Consider the following 16,173-nt stretch of genomic DNA (forward strand, 5'->3'; position numbering starts at 1 on the left):
TAGTGAGCACGGCCAGGACCGCATTCACAGCCAGAAGGGGAAAGAACCTGCCTGGTTTCATCGCTTGGAGCTAGTCGCTGTCTGCTTCAAGGAGAGGGCGGCCGCTGCGCATCTTGTGGATCGCCACTCCGTTTAGCACGACAAACAGGATCAGCGTTGCGCCGCACAGTGTGGCTGCCACCATCCACAAGTCGAAGAACGAATTGACCGCGGCATCGCTGGGGTTGTCGACGTTGTAGATCACCTCTACCTCTTGCCCCACACGGTAGGCGGGCGGGTTGCTGGCGTTCAGGCTTTCGAAGGTGTGCGGCGGCCATTTACTGTGTATTCAAAGACAGGGGAGTACACGCAGCAGTCGCCATCCCCGTCGGTTGATTCCGACAGCGCAACCACGCGTGCCATCGTGGTGTCTCCGTTGGTGGTGAGTGTGTAACCGCGCCAACCAAAGAACAAGGTGCCGGCGGCCATGGCCACCACGATCAGGTTGAACAACGCCAGCAGCAGCAGGTTGCCCAACAGGCTGGGCCTGCGGGTGCTTTCTCTCTCGGCTTGTTCGAGGATTTTGTTTGCTCGCTCCTCGTGTTTGCTGGCTATCCTCTCGCTGTATGCAAGGACTTTGTTGATCCGCTCTTCCTGTTCGCGGGCCATCTTCTCGATCTTGTCTTCGTCCATCTGGAACTCCTTTTTGGCGAAAAGTAATGTGCATTGTACAACGTATGTATGATTCCCTATTTATCATTCCGCAACCCATGGGCGTGTAAAATACTCTTTACCAACGTATCGGGAGAGTCTCTTGGCAAAGCGTTCTTTTGGCGGTCAGTCCGCTGCAGATCTTGATTTCAAAGCCATTGTTTATACAAAGAAAGACGGCCGCGCCACGGTGACCTTCAACCGGCCGCAGGTGCTCAACGCCGTCAATCACCAAGTGCTCACCGAACTCAATATCGCCCTCAAGGACGCCAGCTGGGACGACTCCGTGGCAGTGTTGGTGCTGACCGGTGCGGGGGAGCGTGCCTTCTGTACCGGGGCAGACCTGGACGAGCAAAAGCAGTTCTTGCAGCGCCCGCGTGATTACTGGAAATGGATGGGCGACTTCATCGAGGCCCATGAGCGCCTGCGCAACCTGGGCAAGCCAGCCATCGCCCGTCTCAACGGCATCGTAGTGGGCGGCGGCAACGAATTCAACATGAGCTGCGACCTGGCCGTGGCCGCGGACGAAATCTACATTCGCCACGTCGGCACTAGCCACGGCAGCGTGCCGCTGGCTGGCGCCACACAGTTCCTGCCCATCATCGTGGGCGAGCGCCGGGCGCGCGAGATCCTCTTCCTTAATGAAGAGATCCCAGCCGCCAAGGCCGCCGAGTGGGGCTTAGTGAACTGGGTCGTGCCGCGCGCCGAGCTGGATGCCAAGGTGGATGAGATCGTAGACAAGCTAAAGGCCAAGTTCCCCGAGAAGACGCGCTACACCAAGCAGCAGCTCAATTTCTGGCGTGACCTGAGCTGGCACAGCACCATCGGCCATGGGCGCGACTGGCTGGCGGTGCACAACACCAGCCCGGAGACCTGGGAGGGCGTGCGCGCTTTTGATGAGAAGCGCAAGCCGGACTACGAAGGCATCCGCCGTCGCTGGGCGGAGGATGGCGCGCCGGAATGGTTGGATGGGGAGATGCCGGAGATCGAGGACTAGACTTTGGTGGACAAACAGCTGTGCAGTCGCAAGAGCATTCGTTTGCAGGAGTACGACTATGCCCAGCCTGGCGTCTATTTCATTACTATCTCTTGCTACAAGACAAGCAATATTTTCGGCGCTATCGTCGATGAAGAAGTACAGCTGAATGATTTCGGGAAGATGGCGCAGCGAAGCTGGCAAGCTATACCGGAGCATTTTCCGGCAGTATCACTCGATTCGTTTATCGTGATGCCGAATCATGTTCACGGAATTCTACATATCAATGAACGTGAAGTGCGTGTGCACATGCCTTCAGCTGCGCAGGATGCGCCGGATCAAGAGGCATCACAAACACGCGTAGGGGCGAGGCATGCCTCGCCCCTACATAAACCGAAAGGCGCCCCCAAAGGGTCAATAGGCGTAATTATCGGCAGCTACAAATCTTCCGTTACGCGAGCCATAAATCAACTGCGCGGAAATGCTGCTCCAATCTGGCAACGCAACTACTACGAGCGCGTTGTTCGTAATGAAGAAGAACTCAATGCTCTTCGCAACTATGTCACATATAATTTCCTCAAGCCACTAACTTACAGGAACAGGTGAATGAAAACCACACTCCCCGACTACAACTTCCAGCCCGCCACCCTCAAATTTCTGGAGCAGTCCCCCAAGAAGCTCTTCATAAATAACGAATGGGTGGAGGGGAATTCTGGTGAGACCTTTGCCACGCGCAACCCGGCCACCGGGGCCGTCCTGGCCGAGGTGGCCCTGGCCAACGCGGCCGATGTGGACGCGGCGGTGGCGGCCGCCCAGGCGGCCTTCCCGGGCTGGAGCCAGACCATCGCCGCTGAGCGCGGCGAACGGCTCTTCAAGCTGGCCGCGCTGATCGACGAGCATGCCGATGTGATGGCCGAGCTCGAAACGCTGGACAATGGCAAGCCCATCCGGGTGGCGCGCCGCGGTGACCTACCCTACGTAACCAAGCACCTGCGCTACCAGGCCGGTTGGGCCGACAAGATCGAGGGCAGCACGGTTCCAGTAACCTTCCCCGATCAGCTGGTCTACACCCGCCGCGAGCCGTTGGGCGTGGTGGGCGCCATCATCCCCTGGAACTTCCCGCTGCTGATGGCGATCTGGAAGCTGGGTCCGGCGCTGGCGGCGGGCAACACGCTGATCCTTAAGCCTGCCGAGCAGACCCCCCTGACGGCGCTGTACCTGGCGGACCTGGTGCGCGCCGCCGGCTTCCCGCCGGGGGTGCTCAACATCCTCACCGGTCCGGGACTGCCCACCGGCGCGGCCATGGCGGCGCACCCGCATGTCGCCAAGATCGCCTTTACCGGCTCCACCTCGACCGGGGCGCGCATCATGGAAGCCGCCGCCAAGAGCAACCTCAAGCGCGTCAGCCTGGAACTGGGCGGCAAGTCCCCCAATGTGATCTTTGCCGACGCCGACCTGTCCGCCGCCATCCGCGGGGCGCAGTGGGCTGTGTTCAGCACCGCCGGCCAGGAATGCGTGGCGGGCACGCGTCTGTTCGTGGAACGCAAAGTCTTCAACGAAGTGCTGGAAGGGCTGACCGCTAATGTTGAGAAGATGGTGGTGGACCACGGTTTCGCTGAGAAGGTGCATGTGGGGCCGCTGATCAGCGCCGAGCAGTTGGAGCGTGTAGCAGGCTACATCACCGAGGGCCAACAAGCCGGGGCGGAGATCGTCACCGGCGGCCAAGGCCTGAGCGATGAGTTGAAGGGTGGGTATTTCCTCAAACCGACCGTGTTCAGCTACCAGGATGATTCGCTGCGTTTGGTGCAGGAAGAGATCTTTGGCCCGGTGGCGGCGGTCACCGCCTTTGATGATGAAGACGAACTGATCGCTCGCTCCAATGCGACCCAATACGGTTTGGCGGCGGGCGTGTGGACCCGTGATGTGGGCAAGGCCCATCGCTATGCCCACGCGGTGCAAGCCGGCACAGTGTGGATCAACGGCTACGGCATGATCGACCCGGCTGCGCCCTTCGGCGGCTACAAGATGTCCGGCTTCGGTCGGGAGATGGGCAAGGAAGCCATCGACCTGTACACCCAGGTCAAGACCGTGTGGGTGAATACTCAGTGAAGCAAGTAAACAGTGAGTGGTGATTAGGATTTCTCCTATTCACTGTTTACTGTTCACTAATCACTTGGCCTGTTGTTACAATCATCTATAAGGAAAAGTCATGTACGGCGCAGATATTGAACAGATCGCCATTGAACTGAACGAAGAGCCGGAAAAGCTGGCTGAGTTTGAAGCGCGCATTGCGCGCGGCGAGAAGATCGAGCCGGGCGACTGGATGCCGGCGGAATACCGCCGCCAGCTGATCCGCATGATCAGCCAGCACGCCCACAGCGAAGTGGTCGGGATGCTGCCGGAAGGCGCTTGGATCACGCGGGCGCCTTCGCTGCGCCGCAAGCTGATCCTGATCGCCAAGGTGCAGGACGAGGCCGGGCACGGCCAGTACCTGTACCATGCCGCCGAGACGCTGGGCGCCACCCGCGAAGAAATGCTCGACGCGCTGCTGAGCGGCAAGGCCAAGTACTCCAGCATCTTCAACTATCACACCACCACCTGGGCCGACAATGGCGCGATTGGCTGGCTGGTGGACGGCGCGGCGATCCTCAACCAGACCATGCTGGCGCGCTGTTCCTACGGCCCTTATTCGCGGGCCATGGTGCGCATATGTATGGAAGAGAACTTCCATCGCAAGCAGGGGCAGGAAATGATCATCCGCTACTCCCAGGGCACACCCACGCAGCGCGCTATGGTGCAGGATGCCATCACGCGCTGGTGGTGGCCGACCTTGATGATGTTTGGCCCGCACGACGCCGACAGCCCCAATTCCGGCTTGCTGATCCGCTGGGGCATCAAGACCCGCACCAACGACCAGTTGCGCCAGGAATTTGTGAACCAGCTGGCCCCTGACTTGCAGGCCTGCGGCATCACCATCCCCGACCCGGACCTGCGCTATGACGAAGCCAGCGGCAACTGGCTGTTCGGGGCGATCGACTGGGATGAGTTCTGGCGGGTGATCAAAGGCGACGGCCCGGCCAACGCCGAACGCATGGCCGCCCGCCAGCAGGCCCATGATGACGGGCGCTGGGTGCGTGAAGCATTGAGCGCCTACGCAAAAAAGCAGCTTCATTGACGATTTTCGATTTCAGATTTTTGATTTGTCCCTTACTTGGAGTTGACCTTGAAATCTGAAATCAGCAATCAGAAATCCACAATGGACACTCAATGGCCCCGCTACGAGGTCTTCCAACAGGAAGCGCCGGATAAGCCAGTCTTGCACAACGGCAGTGTACACGCGCCCGATATTGAGATGGCGCTGTTGAACGCCCGCGACGTGTTTGCGCGACGGCCGGAGGCCAGCCAAATGTGGGTGGCTGCCGCCGAGCGCATCACCAGCCGCACGCGCCAAGAGCTGGCCGCCGGAGAGCCGGCGCCCAGCGCTGCCGGCGAGCCGCAGACCTATTGCATCTTCGGCAAGTTGGCTGAGCAGGCCCAGGCCAGCCTGCTGGGTGAGGTACAGGCTGCCTCCGGCGCGGCGGCGATCGCCGCCGCGCAGACTGAATTCGAGACCCAGAATGTGCTGCGCTGGTGCGCGGTGCCGCTGGCGGCGCTGCTCAAATCCGACCCGGCCGAGGCCGGACCGATGTTCGCCCCGGCCCGTGAGAAGACTTACAAGGACCAGGCGGAATACCCCGTGGTGACCATGATGCGCAAGCTGCGCGCAGGCAAAGGGCTGGACGAGTGAACGCAAAACAGAAAGCCGCTTTGGCTGAATACCTGATCGCCCTGGCGGACGATGAGCTGATTCTCGGCCACCGCAATTCTGAGTGGACCGGGCACGCCCCGATCCTGGAAGAAGATATTGCCTTTGCCAACCTGGCGCTGGACGAGATCGGCCATGCCCGCTTGTGGTACGAACTGGCTGCCGACTTGCTGGGCGCCGACCGGACTCGCTTCCCCGACCAGCAAGTCTTCTTCCGTCCTGCGGCAGATTTCCGCAGCCTGCAGTTAGTGGAACTGCCCAAAGGGGACTGGGCGTTCAGCATGTTGCGTCAGTATTTGTTTGATGCCTTTGAGCAGCATCGTCTGGTCGGGCTGAGCGAGAGCAGCCATATGCCCCTGGCCGAAATCGCCGTCCGGGTGCGCAACGAGGAGCTCTATCACCTCAGGCACACGCGCGCCTGGGTCACGCGCCTGGGCCTGGGCACCGAGGAAAGCCAGGCCCGAATGCAGGCCGCGCTGGATGCGCTCTGGCCGTATGCCCGCGGCTTAGGGGCCGCGCTGCCGGGTGAGGCTGACCTGCCGCTGGGGATCGTGCCGGCCAGCGCGGCGCTCTACCCGGCCTGGGCTGCTGAGGTTGGCGCTTTCCTGGCCGAAGCCGGCCTGCGCCTGCCCAGCGAGACCGCCGCGGTCCAGGCAGACCGGGCCGTGCGCTCCGAGTACATGCAGGCGCTGGTGACCGAAATGCAGGAAGTGGCTCGCCTGGATCCGGAGGCGGAATGGTGATCAGCCGCCCGGCCGCCGCACGCCCCAGTGAAGCCCAGATCTGGGAGGCTTTGGCCCAGGTACCAGACCCGGAGATGCCCTTCGTCAATCTGGTGGAGATGGGCATTGTGCGCCAGTTGGGCTGGCAGGGGGCGCGGCTGCAAGTGACCATCACGCCGACCTTCGCGGCCTGCCCTGCCTACGAAGTCATGCAAAGCGATATTCTGGCCGGCCTGCAGGCGTTGGGCCTGGAGGATGCCGAAGTGCTGGTGCGCCACAACCCGCCCTGGACCTCGGAATGGATCAGCGCCGAGGCGCGCCGCAAGCTTCAGACGGCGGGCCTGGCGCCGCCGCCGCGCCATCAGGGCGATCTGCTGACGGTGCTGATGGACCCGGTGGCCTGCCCGCGCTGTGGGTCAGAACAGACTTCGCTGCGCAACAGCTTTGGCACCACGCCCTGCCGCATGATCTACACCTGCAACGACTGCCGGGAACCGTTCGAGATGTTTAAGCCACTGTAGTTTTTCTTGAGGAGCCTATGTCTAAACTGATCGCCCTGTATAAACAACCCGCTGACCCGGCCGCATTTGACCAGGCCTATTTTGAAACTCATTTGCCGCTGGTGCAGAAAGTGCCTGGCCTGCAGAAGACCGTCATCACGCGTTTTACCCGGGCCTTGGTGGGCGAGGGCCACTACCTGATGGCCGAGATGCACTTTGCTGATGGCGATGCGCTCAAGGCGGGCATGAAAAGCGCTGAGATGGCCGCGGCCGGCGCCAATCTGGACTCGTTCGCCAAGGATGGTTACAGCCTGCAATTTGGCGAAGAGCAATAGAATATTCTCATAACAAGCGCAATTCTAGTTGAGTTAACAGATTTAACTTGTAGTACTAAGCAGTTTTGTGCTGAAGATCTAATTTTATGGAGGTAGCTGTGGGTGGTTTGGACGTTTTCTTTTTGTGTTTGGTGGGCTTTGCTTTCCTGTTCGTACTCTGGCTGCTGCCGGCCGGCATCAAGCTCATTTACCAATATGAGCGCGGCGTGGTCTTTACCCTCGGGCGCTTTGCCGGCATCCGCCAGCCTGGCCTGACCTTGATCGTGCCGGTCTTGCAGACGATGCGCAAGGTGGACATGCGCATCAAAACGGCAGACATCCCTCGCCAAGAGGTGATGACCAAGGACAACATCCCCATGCTGGTCAACGCCGTGGTGTACTTCAAGGTGCTCGACCCGGAATCTGTGATCATCAAGATCGAAGACCACGTCTTTGCTGTGCGCCAGTATACGCAGGCCGCCTTGCGCGACGTGATCGGCAACAGCGAGATGGACTCGGTGCTGACCGAGCGCGAAAAGATCGCCGAGAGCATTAAAGAGATCGTGGACGCCGAGACCAACGGCTGGGGCGTGGATGTTGAGTCGATCAAGATCCAGGAAGTGGAGCTGCCGGCTGAAATGAAGCGCGCCATGGCCAAGCAGGCCGAGGCGGAGCGCGAACGCCGCGCCATGGTGATCAACTCGCAAGGCGAGCTGACCGCTTCGGAGAACTTGCGCAAGGCGGCCGACAATCTTGGCCGCAGCAGCGGCGCGTTGCACCTGCGCACGCTGCAAACCATCCGTGACATTGCTTCAGATCCTTCGGAGAAGATCGTCCTGTTCCTGCCGTCTGACTTGGGCGATGTGGTCGGGAAGCTGACCGGCGGCCGCGGTACTGCGAAGAAGTGAACAACCTAGATCACCGGCAGCGCTACCTGCAGATCGCCTTTAACTATGATCTGGGCATTGCCCGGCGCATCGTGCCGCGCCTGCCGCTGCATCCGCGTATTTTGATCGAGGCGGGTACGCCTTTCATCAAGCGCGAGGGCATGCATGGGGTGAGCGCTTTGCGCAGCATGTGGCGCGGCCACATCGTGGCGGATATCAAGGTGGCGGATGGCGCCGTGGCGGAAGTCGCCATGGTGTCCGCCGCCGGCGCCGACGCAGTGACCGCCCTGGGCAACTCGCCCACGGAAACGCTGGACCTGTTCGTGGCCTACTGTGACGAGCTCAAGATGATCTCGATGATCGATATGCTCGGCGTGGAGGACCCACTGGACGCGCTGCGACCGATGCGCCAGCGCCCCGACGTGATCGTGCTGCACAAAGGCCGTGACGAGGAGAAGACGCGCGGCAAAGTCATCCAGTACCGGCATGTCAAGCGCATCCGCAGCAAATACGATGCGAGCATTTCGGCGGCTGGCGGCGTGGGCCTCAACGAAGCGCGCAGCGCCATCTTCAACGGCGCCAACATCGTGGTGGTCAACCTGGTGCGCCCGGGCGACCCTTGGGAAGGCATCTCCACCGAAGAGGACATCCCGGCCATTGCCCGGAAGTTTCTCGAGACCATCGAGTAGCTTACAAAAAAGAGCGGCGCTTGCGCCGCTCTTTTTTGTTAGTCGTAATCTTCTTCGATGTGTTTTAAGGCCCGTGTGAAGGGCGCCGGCGTGAGCTGCCAGTGGCCGCTGAAGGGGTTGTCCAGGTCTTCGATGATCTGGAAGATCATGGCCTGCAGAAAAGCAATCATCACCACAGAAGCCAGGCCATAATATTCGTTGCTGAAAGGCATGAACAGGAAGGTGGCCAATGCGAAACCTGTGGAGAGATAAATGAAAGTCTTTAGCAGCCTAGGCAGACGATTGCGGCTTTGGTTGGTGCGCTCAGTGCGCAGTTCTGCCAGCATGCCGTAGTGCTCCACGACTTGCTCAAAGACGATCGAGTCATGGTCGTCGTTGAAGTCAACATCGCGGATGATGTGGGAGATCTTGCGCAGCGCCAGGCCGCTTTGGGCATTGCGCTCCCCCTTGGCCAGTGCCCGGAAATTGCCCTCGACGATCTTGCTGACGTATTCACGGATGCCGGCCTTCATGCGTTCAGTGAAGTTGGCGTCTCTGAAGTAGAGGCTCAGACGGAAAAGCTGTTCCAAGGCCTGGGCTTCACGGTCAATCAATTCGGAGATCTTGTTGTACTGGGTCCACACTTCGAAGACTACGAAGGCGGCCAGAATACCGTAGAGCGTGCCGAAGACACCCAGGAAGGCGCTGATGCCGTCCACATCGTCGATGTACATTTCGGTATGCAAATAAACCCGCGCCAAGTAGTAGGCCAGGCCGGACAGTATGGCGAAGAAGAATGAGCGTAGTATCACGAGGGTCATTATGGTGGATTCCCTTACGGTCTGCCAGCGATTTTTGGATAAAAAAAAGAGGCCCACAGTGATTGTAACTGCGGGCCTCTTGCGGGTCGAGGGTTATAAGCCCAGCAGGAGCTGGATGGAACCGCTCCACAGGATGCCGGCGGCCATCAGCAAGCCGGCCACGGCGTGCAGTTGGATGGTGGCGACGTTGGCGCGCACCAAGCTGCGCTCGGCGTATTCGCGCAGGATCACACGGGTGGCCTGGATGGCGATGGGCAGACCGCCGAGGATCAGCAAGGCGCCGAAGGGGAACACGCCCGTGACCAGCGTCCAGTAAGCGGCCAGCCCGAAGGCGGCGACCAACAACAGCACATAGCCCCAGCGGGCGCGCTGCTTGCCCAGCAGCACCACCAGGTTGTGCTTGCCGGTGGCCTTGTCGGCTTCTTCATCCGGGAACTGGTTGATCCACAGAATGGCGACGGTCAGCAGACCGATGGGCACGCCGGCCAGGAAATCTGCCAGGCTAACCGCGCCGGTCAGGGCGTAGACCGTGCCAGCTACGGCCAGCGGGCCGAAGCTGAGGCCGACGGAGAGCTCACCCAGGCCGCGGCGGGCGGCCAGGCGCAGGGGTGGGGCGGTGTAGAAGTACGAGAAGAAGGCGCCCAGCGCGCCGAAGACCAGCACACCCAGGCCGCTTTGCAGGGTCAGCAAAATGCCCAGGATGGAACTGACTGCCAGGGCAATGCTGGCGACGATGAACAGCGTCTTCTCATTGACCAGGCCCAACTCAATCGAACGGCTGCCGCCGGAGTAGGGTAGGAAGTAGTTGTTGTTGGCCGGGTCGCTGCCGCTCTTCCAGTCGAAGTAGTCGTTGAACGTGTTGGCGGCCACATGCATGCTGATGCCGGCAAACAACGCCATCAGGAATTTGCTCCAGGGGAAGGGGCTGGCCAGGCCCAGGGTGGCCACCCAGGCGGAGCCGATCAGGATCGGCACGATGATGGCGGTCAGGAACGGAGCGCGGGTGATCACCAGCCAGGTGAAGATCTTGGTCATCAGGCTGACCTCCGGCATGGCCTCTTTGGCGTCCATGTCCAGTTCTTCGGTCACGCCGCAGAAGCCGACCTGCACACCGTCTTTAAAAGTAGGGGTGATGCGAATATCGGCGGCGAAGGGTTCGCCATTTTTGCGCACGAAGACCGTGCGGCCCACATACTCACCCTCTTTGGAGGCGGTCGCCAGCCAGTTAGGCACATGCTGCAGCACTACCTGCCCGGGCGAAAAGAGAGAGACGCGTTTCTTGCCGATGATCTCGGCCTTGGTGTAGCCGAACATCTTTTCGGAGCCGTCACCGAAGGTTTCAATGCGGCCTTCCAGGTCACAGGTGATCACGGACTTTTGCAGGGTTTTTGCCATCTCAGGACTCCTTGGACGAAAATTGTGCAATCCTTCACTTGTATAGCATGAGTTTGGGCATAGTGTCAATAATGGCTTAAACACAACGAAGGCGGATAGTGTTATCCGCCTTCGCAGGTTGCGTACTCTTGTTTTTAGTCTCCCGCCCTGTGGATCGAGCCCAGGCCGTCCGTCTCTTGCTGGACTTGCGGGGAGCCGTAGTAGCTGATGGAGCCGACGCCTTCTATCTTGGCGTGCAGCGTTTGGGATGCACGCACTTTGGCGCTGCCCACGCCGCTGACGGTCACATCCACGTTCTGGGCGGCCAGCTGCTCACCCTCATAGGAGCCCACGCCATCCAACTCCAGGGTGAGCTGCTGCACCGTGCCGCTGGCGAAGACCGTGCCAGCACCGTTCAGGCGGGCTTCCAGGCGGTCGAGCTGCAGGTCTTGCAACTGCACAGAGCCGGCCCCGTCCACGATCAGCACCAGGCTGTCGCCGCGCAGGCTGGAGAGCGTGATGCTGCCCGCCGTGTCCAGCTCCACCCGGCTGAGGGCGGGCAGGGTGACCTCAATTTCCACCGGCTTGGTGGGCGTGACGCGCTGTTGCCAGGGGTGGGGGTTGCGGATAGTGAGCGTGTCGCCGTTGACCCGGGTTTCCAGCTGGGGCAGCAGATTGTCGTCGGCGCTGATGCGCACCTGAGGCGTATCGCCCTGGATGAACTCAACCCGGGCCGGATAGCGAATAACCAGCGTGTTAACCTGGCTGTCAATCGGGCGGGTTTCGCTGGCGCTCGTGCCTGAGCCGCGCTCGCTGCCCAGATTGCCAAAGCTGGGGTTCCAGTGCGGCGCCCCGGCCCAGCCCAGCTGGGGGGCGAAGATGATGGCGCCCATCATGCCCAGCACCAACAGGGCCTGGACCAGGGCGGCAGGCAGCAGGCCGCGGTCACGCAGGATCAGGTTGATGCCCGCGCCGATCAGCAGGAAGGGCCACAGGCGGGTCACGGCCCACAGGTTCTCTGCCGGGATGTAGCCAAAATTGATCAGCAGCCAGATCAGGCCGGCGGCGATCAGCGCCATGGGAAAGAATAGACTGCGATTGTCGTTCACTTCGCGCTCCGCTTCTTGGGCTTGGCCGGGGCGGGCGGCGCCTCAAGCTGGACGGCGGTTTCCGCTTTGGGCGGCGCCAGCAGCCCGCGCAGGATGATCAGGTAAATGCCCAACCCGATCAGCAGGGTGGGGAACAGCAGTTGGGCGACCGGGGAGTTGTTGAAGATCATCTCAAAGAACGTGCCGAACAAGGCCAGCAGCACCAGACCCACTTTGGCCACGCGGATGCCGGTGGCGCGCTGCTCGGGCTGCTCAGCCCACCAGCCCATCAGGAAGATGCCCAGGCCCACGGCGATAATGATGCCGGTCCAGGCATAGGCCCAACTGGCCCAGTGGCCGGTCAGGCTCTGCGCCAGCAGGATCAGGCCGAAGCTGATGAACAGGCTGCCGGGAATGGCCAGCGGCGCCCCGGACTTTCCAGAATAGGCCATGACCGCAAAGAACATGGCGCCAAAGCCGATCAGGAAGAAAGGCCAAAAGCTGGCGAAGAAATTAACTCCGGGCATCCACTGCGAGGCCAGCGCCAGCAAGCCGATGCCTACGAGTACGCTGCCCACCACCAGCGAACTGATGCGTTTCCCGTCTTTTTCCATCAAAAAACTCCTTGGTATTTAGGGTTCTATAGGGATATACGAAGAACCCAGTAAAACGATACAGTATTCGCCGTAGAATTGTGAAAGTCGCTATGGTCACTGTAACCTGAATGCCCGCTTTGCGTATAACTGTATGAAACCTAGGAGCGAAATTTTGCAGAATCACGAAGGCGAGTGGCTGCGCCTTGCCCGGGAGGGCGATGCAGCCGCCTTTGCCAACCTGGTGGAGATGTACGCTAGGCCGGTTTACAACTTGTGCTATCGCATGTTGGGCAACTCACAGGACGCCGAAGACGCGGCGCAGGAGGCCTTCCTGCGCGCTTTCCGCAATCTGCAGCGCTACGATCCGCAGCGTAAGTTCGCGACTTGGCTGCTAAGCATCGCAGCCAACTACTGCATAGACCAGCACCGCCGGGTGAAGCCGCCGCAATTGGACCTGGATGAAGGCCCTTATGAGCTGCCGGACAAGAGCCTGGGGCCGGAGAAGCAGACCCTGGCCCGTGAACTGCAGGATGAGGTGCAGTCTTTGTTGGCGGGCTTGCCGCCGCGCGACCGCGCCGCAGTCATCTTGTATTACTGGTACGACTATTCCTATGCAGAAATCGCCAAGCAGCTTTCGATCAGTGAAGGCGCATTGAAGACCCGCATGCACCGCGTGCGGCGCAGCCTGGCCCTGGCTTGGGAAGAGACGCAAGAGAATGCGCCCCAAGCCAAAAGGAGATTATATGAAGAAGCCATCCCCTAAAACCCGCCAAACCCTCACAGAAAGCGACGTGCTGGCTGTGGAAGCCCGCTTGCGCAAGGCGGCCTGGTTTACTCCAGAGTCGGGCTTTGCCGAGCGCTGGCAAACCCATTGGCAGCACGAGCAGGCGCGCCTGCAGCGGCTGGCGGATGGCAAACTGCTGGTGGCCAGCGGGGTCACCTTAGCGGGTCTGTTGGGCTGGGTGGGCTGGTGGGTGTGGCAGCTGGTGATTGAGCAGCCGGCTTTGCTTTCCGGGACGATCGCCTTTTTTGTCCAGGGCAGCGCGCGGCTGTGGACCGTGCTGCGCGTGCTGGTGACGATGTTGAGTTTGGTGCCCTTGCCGATCTGGTTTGCCAGCAGCGCCGCCGCGCTCGGTTTGCTGGTGGTGTGGTTGCTGTTGTATCAGCAGACCCCGCAGAAGAAGGAGATACGATGAGCAGGAAACATATTTGGACTGCGCTGCTGCTGGCAGTCTGTTTGCTGGCCGTACCGGGCGCGGCGCTGGCCGGCCCGGCCCTGGCCCCCCTCGCCGATGACACGGTGATCTTCGGCAACAACTTCACGCTGGCTGCCGGCGAAGTCACCGACAATTTGGTGGTGTTTGGCGGCAATGTCACCGTGGAAGAAGGCGCCACTGTCCTGCAGAATTTGGTGGTGTTTGGCGGCAACGTCAGCGTGCACGGCCATGTGGGCGAAAGCGTGGTGACGGTGGGTGGCAACATCGACCTGGGCCCGACAGCCGTGGTGCAGGAAGACCTGGTCAACTTCGGCGGCCACGTGACGCGGCAGCCCGGCGCCCAGGTGCTGGGCTACCAGTCCACGGAAGGGCAACTGCTGAACCCGGAGCAGATCCGGGTGCGCAGCGGCCCGAGCTGGCTGGGCACCCAGGTGCTGCGCGTCTTTCAATTGGTGGGCTTGCTGGGTGTGGCCTTTGTGCTGGCGTTGCTGACCCCCCGCCAGCTGACCAACACGGCCAATACGATCGCGCGGCGCGGCGTGGCGGCCGGCGGCCTGGGAGCGATCAGTTACATATTGCTGCCGGTGGCTGTGGTGATCACGCTGATCACGTGCATTCTGCCGCCGCTGATCCTGCTGCTGGTCCTGCTGGGTACTCTGTTCGGTTGGGCGGCACTGGGCCTGCAGCTGGGCCGCCGGCTGGCCGAGATGTTCAAGGCCCACTGGTCGTTTGAGGTGCAGGTGTTGGCCGGCAACCTGGCCCTGGCGCTGGTGGCTTTTGCGGTGCGCGGTGTGCCCTGCATCGGCTGGCTGGGCACTTTCGCCCTGGGCTCGATCGGCCTGGGGGCGGCTTTGCTGAGCCGCTTTGGCACCGAAGCCGAGCCGCTGGACGAGGATTTGCCGCCGGCGCTGCCGGCTCCTCTGGCCGCAGCTGCCACGGCGGCGGCCAAGCCCGCCGCTAAACCGGTTGCCAAGCCGGCTAAGGCGCGGGCCAGCAAGGCGCAGACGCCGGCGCCCGCCAAGCGGCCGCGCAAGCCGAAGACTTCGGGGGAGTAGCGGATCGCGGGTGATATACTCGCGGCGATGTTCGTAGGCTGCAACCAATCCCATCGCTGCGGGTTATCTTTGATACAAGCTGCACCTTGCGGAGCGCCATGCCAGAGCTGAGCGACGAGAAGCTGCTGGCAAAGGCCACCGCCGGGGACAAGCAGGCGTTTGGCATGTTGTATGACAAATATGCCACGCGCATCTACAACTACATCTATTACCGCACGGGCAGCGCCCAGGATGCCGAGGATTTGACCTCGCGAGTATTTTTCCGGGCGATGCGGCACATCACCAACTACCGTGACCGCGGTGTGCCGTTCACGGCCTGGCTGTACCGCATTGCGCACAACCTGGTGGCCAACTGGCACCGCGACAGCAGCCGCCGGCAGGAAGTGGAGCTGGAAGACGGCTACCGGGCCAGCAAGGGCGACGAGCACCCGGAGCAGGCCTTGATGGAGAGCGAGGACCAGAACGCCTTGCTGTCGATCATCCGCAAACTGCCGGAGGAGCGCCAGCAGTTGCTGATTTTGAAGTTTGTGGAACATATGTCGAACGCAGAGATCGGCCAGATCATGGATCGCACGGAAGGGGCGATCAAGAGCCTGTATCACCGTACCTTACTCTCTCTGCGTGAAGCGATCACCAAGGACAAATCCGGACATTTCTTACTGGACATGTTCCGGGATTTGCCGGAAGATTGAGCTGAGATGAAGATCGTATGGCCTTGGAACCGCAAACGGGTGGAGCGTGAGCTGCAATCCGTAGAGAACCTGCTGGCAGGCGCCTTTAAGCCGGTGGATGCCCGCCCGGCGTTCATGACCGATCTGCGCAAGCGCCTGGTGGGCAGCCGTAACCCGCTGGAGCGCGCCGGCCTCTCCACGCTGCTGTTGATCGGCGGGGCGGTGGTGGGCGTGGTGGTGCTGGTGCTAACGATCCTGGGTCGCTTTGGAGGCCTGGTGGGCAAGCTCAAGTTTTGGGATAAGGACAAGCCCAAAACGACGCAGAAGAAACAAAAAGGCAGCTAAGCTGCCTTTTTTTGTTGGGGAAATAGAAGCTCAATAAGTTCTTCGGCCTCTGTGATCAGGTCGACATCCAATGGGAAATGGGATTCTTCATTAATATCGGTCATGTCGTGCTTGGTCTTGTAGGTCAGCAGGTGCGCCACGATCTCGCCGCCGCGGGCGGGCAGGCTGCCCACTGCGGCCAGCTGGCGTAGCTGCTCCAGCACGCTGGGCGTCTGCAGCGCCTGCCCGCGGGCGTCCAGCCAGGCCGCCGCGGCCCAGCCGGCGGCGCGCCGGGCGCATACGCGGGCCATGCTCTGGTTGCCGCGCGCCTGGGCGGCGCGGCCGGCGGCCAGCTCACGTTCGACAGCGATTTTCCATTCCATAGCAGGGATTCTAACCATAAAGCCACAAAGAATAGGAATTCGTCATCCGTGATCAGAATTCCCGCTCTCTGTGTTGTCTTGA

At 61.1% G+C, this 16,173-nt stretch carries 22 protein-coding genes; 15 read left to right on the forward strand and 7 right to left on the reverse strand.

The window, feature by feature from the left end:
- Positions 1–70 precede the first annotated feature (70 nt).
- Together KF885_08850 and KF885_08855 are read right to left on the reverse strand one after the other, a co-directional pair.
- Complete coding sequence (locus KF885_08850) at positions 71–262, reverse strand: hypothetical protein (GenBank protein ID MBX3049266.1); 192 nt, start codon at positions 260–262, stop codon at positions 71–73.
- 26 nt (positions 263–288) lie between these two features.
- Positions 289–672 (reverse strand): hypothetical protein, encoded by a 384-nt coding sequence (locus KF885_08855; protein ID MBX3049267.1) that lies wholly within the window; start codon positions 670–672, stop codon positions 289–291.
- A 121-nt stretch (positions 673–793) separates the two neighbouring features.
- On the opposite strand from KF885_08855, the gene KF885_08860 reads away from it, so the two are divergent.
- From KF885_08860 to KF885_08905, 10 genes are all read left to right on the forward strand, one after another.
- Positions 794–1,687 (forward strand): enoyl-CoA hydratase/isomerase family protein, encoded by an 894-nt coding sequence (locus KF885_08860; GenBank protein ID MBX3049268.1) that lies wholly within the window; start codon positions 794–796, stop codon positions 1,685–1,687.
- Between the two features lie 6 nt (positions 1,688–1,693).
- Positions 1,694–2,272, forward strand: coding sequence for a hypothetical protein (locus KF885_08865; GenBank protein MBX3049269.1), 579 nt, complete (start codon positions 1,694–1,696; stop codon positions 2,270–2,272).
- Entirely contained in the window at positions 2,273–3,775 is a 1,503-nt protein-coding gene (locus tag KF885_08870) for an aldehyde dehydrogenase family protein (protein ID MBX3049270.1), read from the forward strand.
- 100 nt (positions 3,776–3,875) lie between these two features.
- Complete coding sequence (gene paaA, locus KF885_08875; GenBank protein ID MBX3049271.1) at positions 3,876–4,841, forward strand: 1,2-phenylacetyl-CoA epoxidase subunit A; 966 nt, start codon at positions 3,876–3,878, stop codon at positions 4,839–4,841.
- 81 nt (positions 4,842–4,922) lie between these two features.
- On the forward strand, positions 4,923–5,453 hold the full coding sequence (locus KF885_08880; GenBank protein ID MBX3049272.1) for a hypothetical protein: 531 nt from the start codon (positions 4,923–4,925) through the stop codon (positions 5,451–5,453).
- Entirely contained in the window at positions 5,450–6,214 is a 765-nt protein-coding gene (gene paaC, locus KF885_08885) for a phenylacetate-CoA oxygenase subunit PaaC (protein ID MBX3049273.1), read from the forward strand. Before KF885_08880 ends, paaC begins: the two co-directional genes overlap by 4 nt.
- Positions 6,208–6,714, forward strand: coding sequence for a phenylacetate-CoA oxygenase subunit PaaJ (gene paaJ, locus KF885_08890; protein ID MBX3049274.1), 507 nt, complete (start codon positions 6,208–6,210; stop codon positions 6,712–6,714). Before paaC ends, paaJ begins: the two co-directional genes overlap by 7 nt.
- Positions 6,715–6,731: 17 nt before the next feature.
- Positions 6,732–7,028, forward strand: coding sequence for an EthD family reductase (locus tag KF885_08895; GenBank protein ID MBX3049275.1), 297 nt, complete (start codon positions 6,732–6,734; stop codon positions 7,026–7,028).
- A gap of 98 nt (positions 7,029–7,126) precedes the next feature.
- On the forward strand, positions 7,127–7,915 hold the full coding sequence (locus KF885_08900) for a slipin family protein (GenBank protein MBX3049276.1): 789 nt from the start codon (positions 7,127–7,129) through the stop codon (positions 7,913–7,915).
- Positions 7,912–8,583, forward strand: coding sequence for a hypothetical protein (locus KF885_08905; GenBank protein ID MBX3049277.1), 672 nt, complete (start codon positions 7,912–7,914; stop codon positions 8,581–8,583). The genes KF885_08900 and KF885_08905 overlap by 4 nt, the downstream gene beginning before the upstream one ends.
- Before the next feature lie 38 nt (positions 8,584–8,621).
- Here KF885_08905 and KF885_08910 read toward each other — a convergent pair whose 3' ends face one another.
- The 4 genes from KF885_08910 to KF885_08925 all read right to left on the reverse strand — a co-directional run bounded on the left by KF885_08910 (position 8,622) and on the right by KF885_08925 (position 12,459).
- Complete coding sequence (locus KF885_08910; GenBank protein ID MBX3049278.1) at positions 8,622–9,383, reverse strand: DUF4239 domain-containing protein; 762 nt, start codon at positions 9,381–9,383, stop codon at positions 8,622–8,624.
- Between the two features lie 93 nt (positions 9,384–9,476).
- Entirely contained in the window at positions 9,477–10,778 is a 1,302-nt protein-coding gene (locus KF885_08915; GenBank protein MBX3049279.1) for a UbiA family prenyltransferase, read from the reverse strand.
- A 134-nt stretch (positions 10,779–10,912) separates the two neighbouring features.
- A complete protein-coding gene (locus KF885_08920) occupies positions 10,913–11,866 on the reverse strand; it encodes a DUF2807 domain-containing protein (GenBank protein ID MBX3049280.1) in 954 nt (317 codons plus the stop codon).
- Positions 11,863–12,459, reverse strand: a complete 597-nt coding sequence (locus tag KF885_08925; protein MBX3049281.1) for a hypothetical protein — start codon at positions 12,457–12,459, stop codon at positions 11,863–11,865. Before KF885_08925 ends, KF885_08920 begins: the two co-directional genes overlap by 4 nt.
- A 154-nt stretch (positions 12,460–12,613) precedes the next feature.
- Between KF885_08925 and KF885_08930 the strand changes: the two genes are divergently transcribed.
- From KF885_08930 to KF885_08950, 5 genes are all read left to right on the forward strand, one after another.
- Positions 12,614–13,204: a sigma-70 family RNA polymerase sigma factor gene (locus KF885_08930; GenBank protein MBX3049282.1), complete on the forward strand. Its 591-nt coding sequence runs from the start codon at positions 12,614–12,616 to the stop codon at positions 13,202–13,204.
- Positions 13,185–13,637, forward strand: a complete 453-nt coding sequence (locus KF885_08935) for a hypothetical protein (protein ID MBX3049283.1) — start codon at positions 13,185–13,187, stop codon at positions 13,635–13,637. Before KF885_08930 ends, KF885_08935 begins: the two co-directional genes overlap by 20 nt.
- Positions 13,634–14,713: a hypothetical protein gene (locus tag KF885_08940; protein MBX3049284.1), complete on the forward strand. Its 1,080-nt coding sequence runs from the start codon at positions 13,634–13,636 to the stop codon at positions 14,711–14,713. Before KF885_08935 ends, KF885_08940 begins: the two co-directional genes overlap by 4 nt.
- A 98-nt stretch (positions 14,714–14,811) precedes the next feature.
- A complete protein-coding gene (locus KF885_08945) occupies positions 14,812–15,405 on the forward strand; it encodes a sigma-70 family RNA polymerase sigma factor (GenBank protein MBX3049285.1) in 594 nt (197 codons plus the stop codon).
- Between the two features lie 6 nt (positions 15,406–15,411).
- Entirely contained in the window at positions 15,412–15,729 is a 318-nt protein-coding gene (locus KF885_08950) for a hypothetical protein (GenBank protein ID MBX3049286.1), read from the forward strand.
- Here the strand turns inward: KF885_08950 and KF885_08955 are convergent.
- Positions 15,726–16,091, reverse strand: coding sequence for a hypothetical protein (locus KF885_08955; protein MBX3049287.1), 366 nt, complete (start codon positions 16,089–16,091; stop codon positions 15,726–15,728). The genes KF885_08950 and KF885_08955 overlap by 4 nt on opposite strands.
- Between the last annotated feature and the right edge of the window lie 82 nt (positions 16,092–16,173).

This window comes from Anaerolineales bacterium (assembly GCA_019637805.1).
Lineage (GTDB): Bacteria > Chloroflexota > Anaerolineae > Anaerolineales > UBA11579 > JAMCZK01.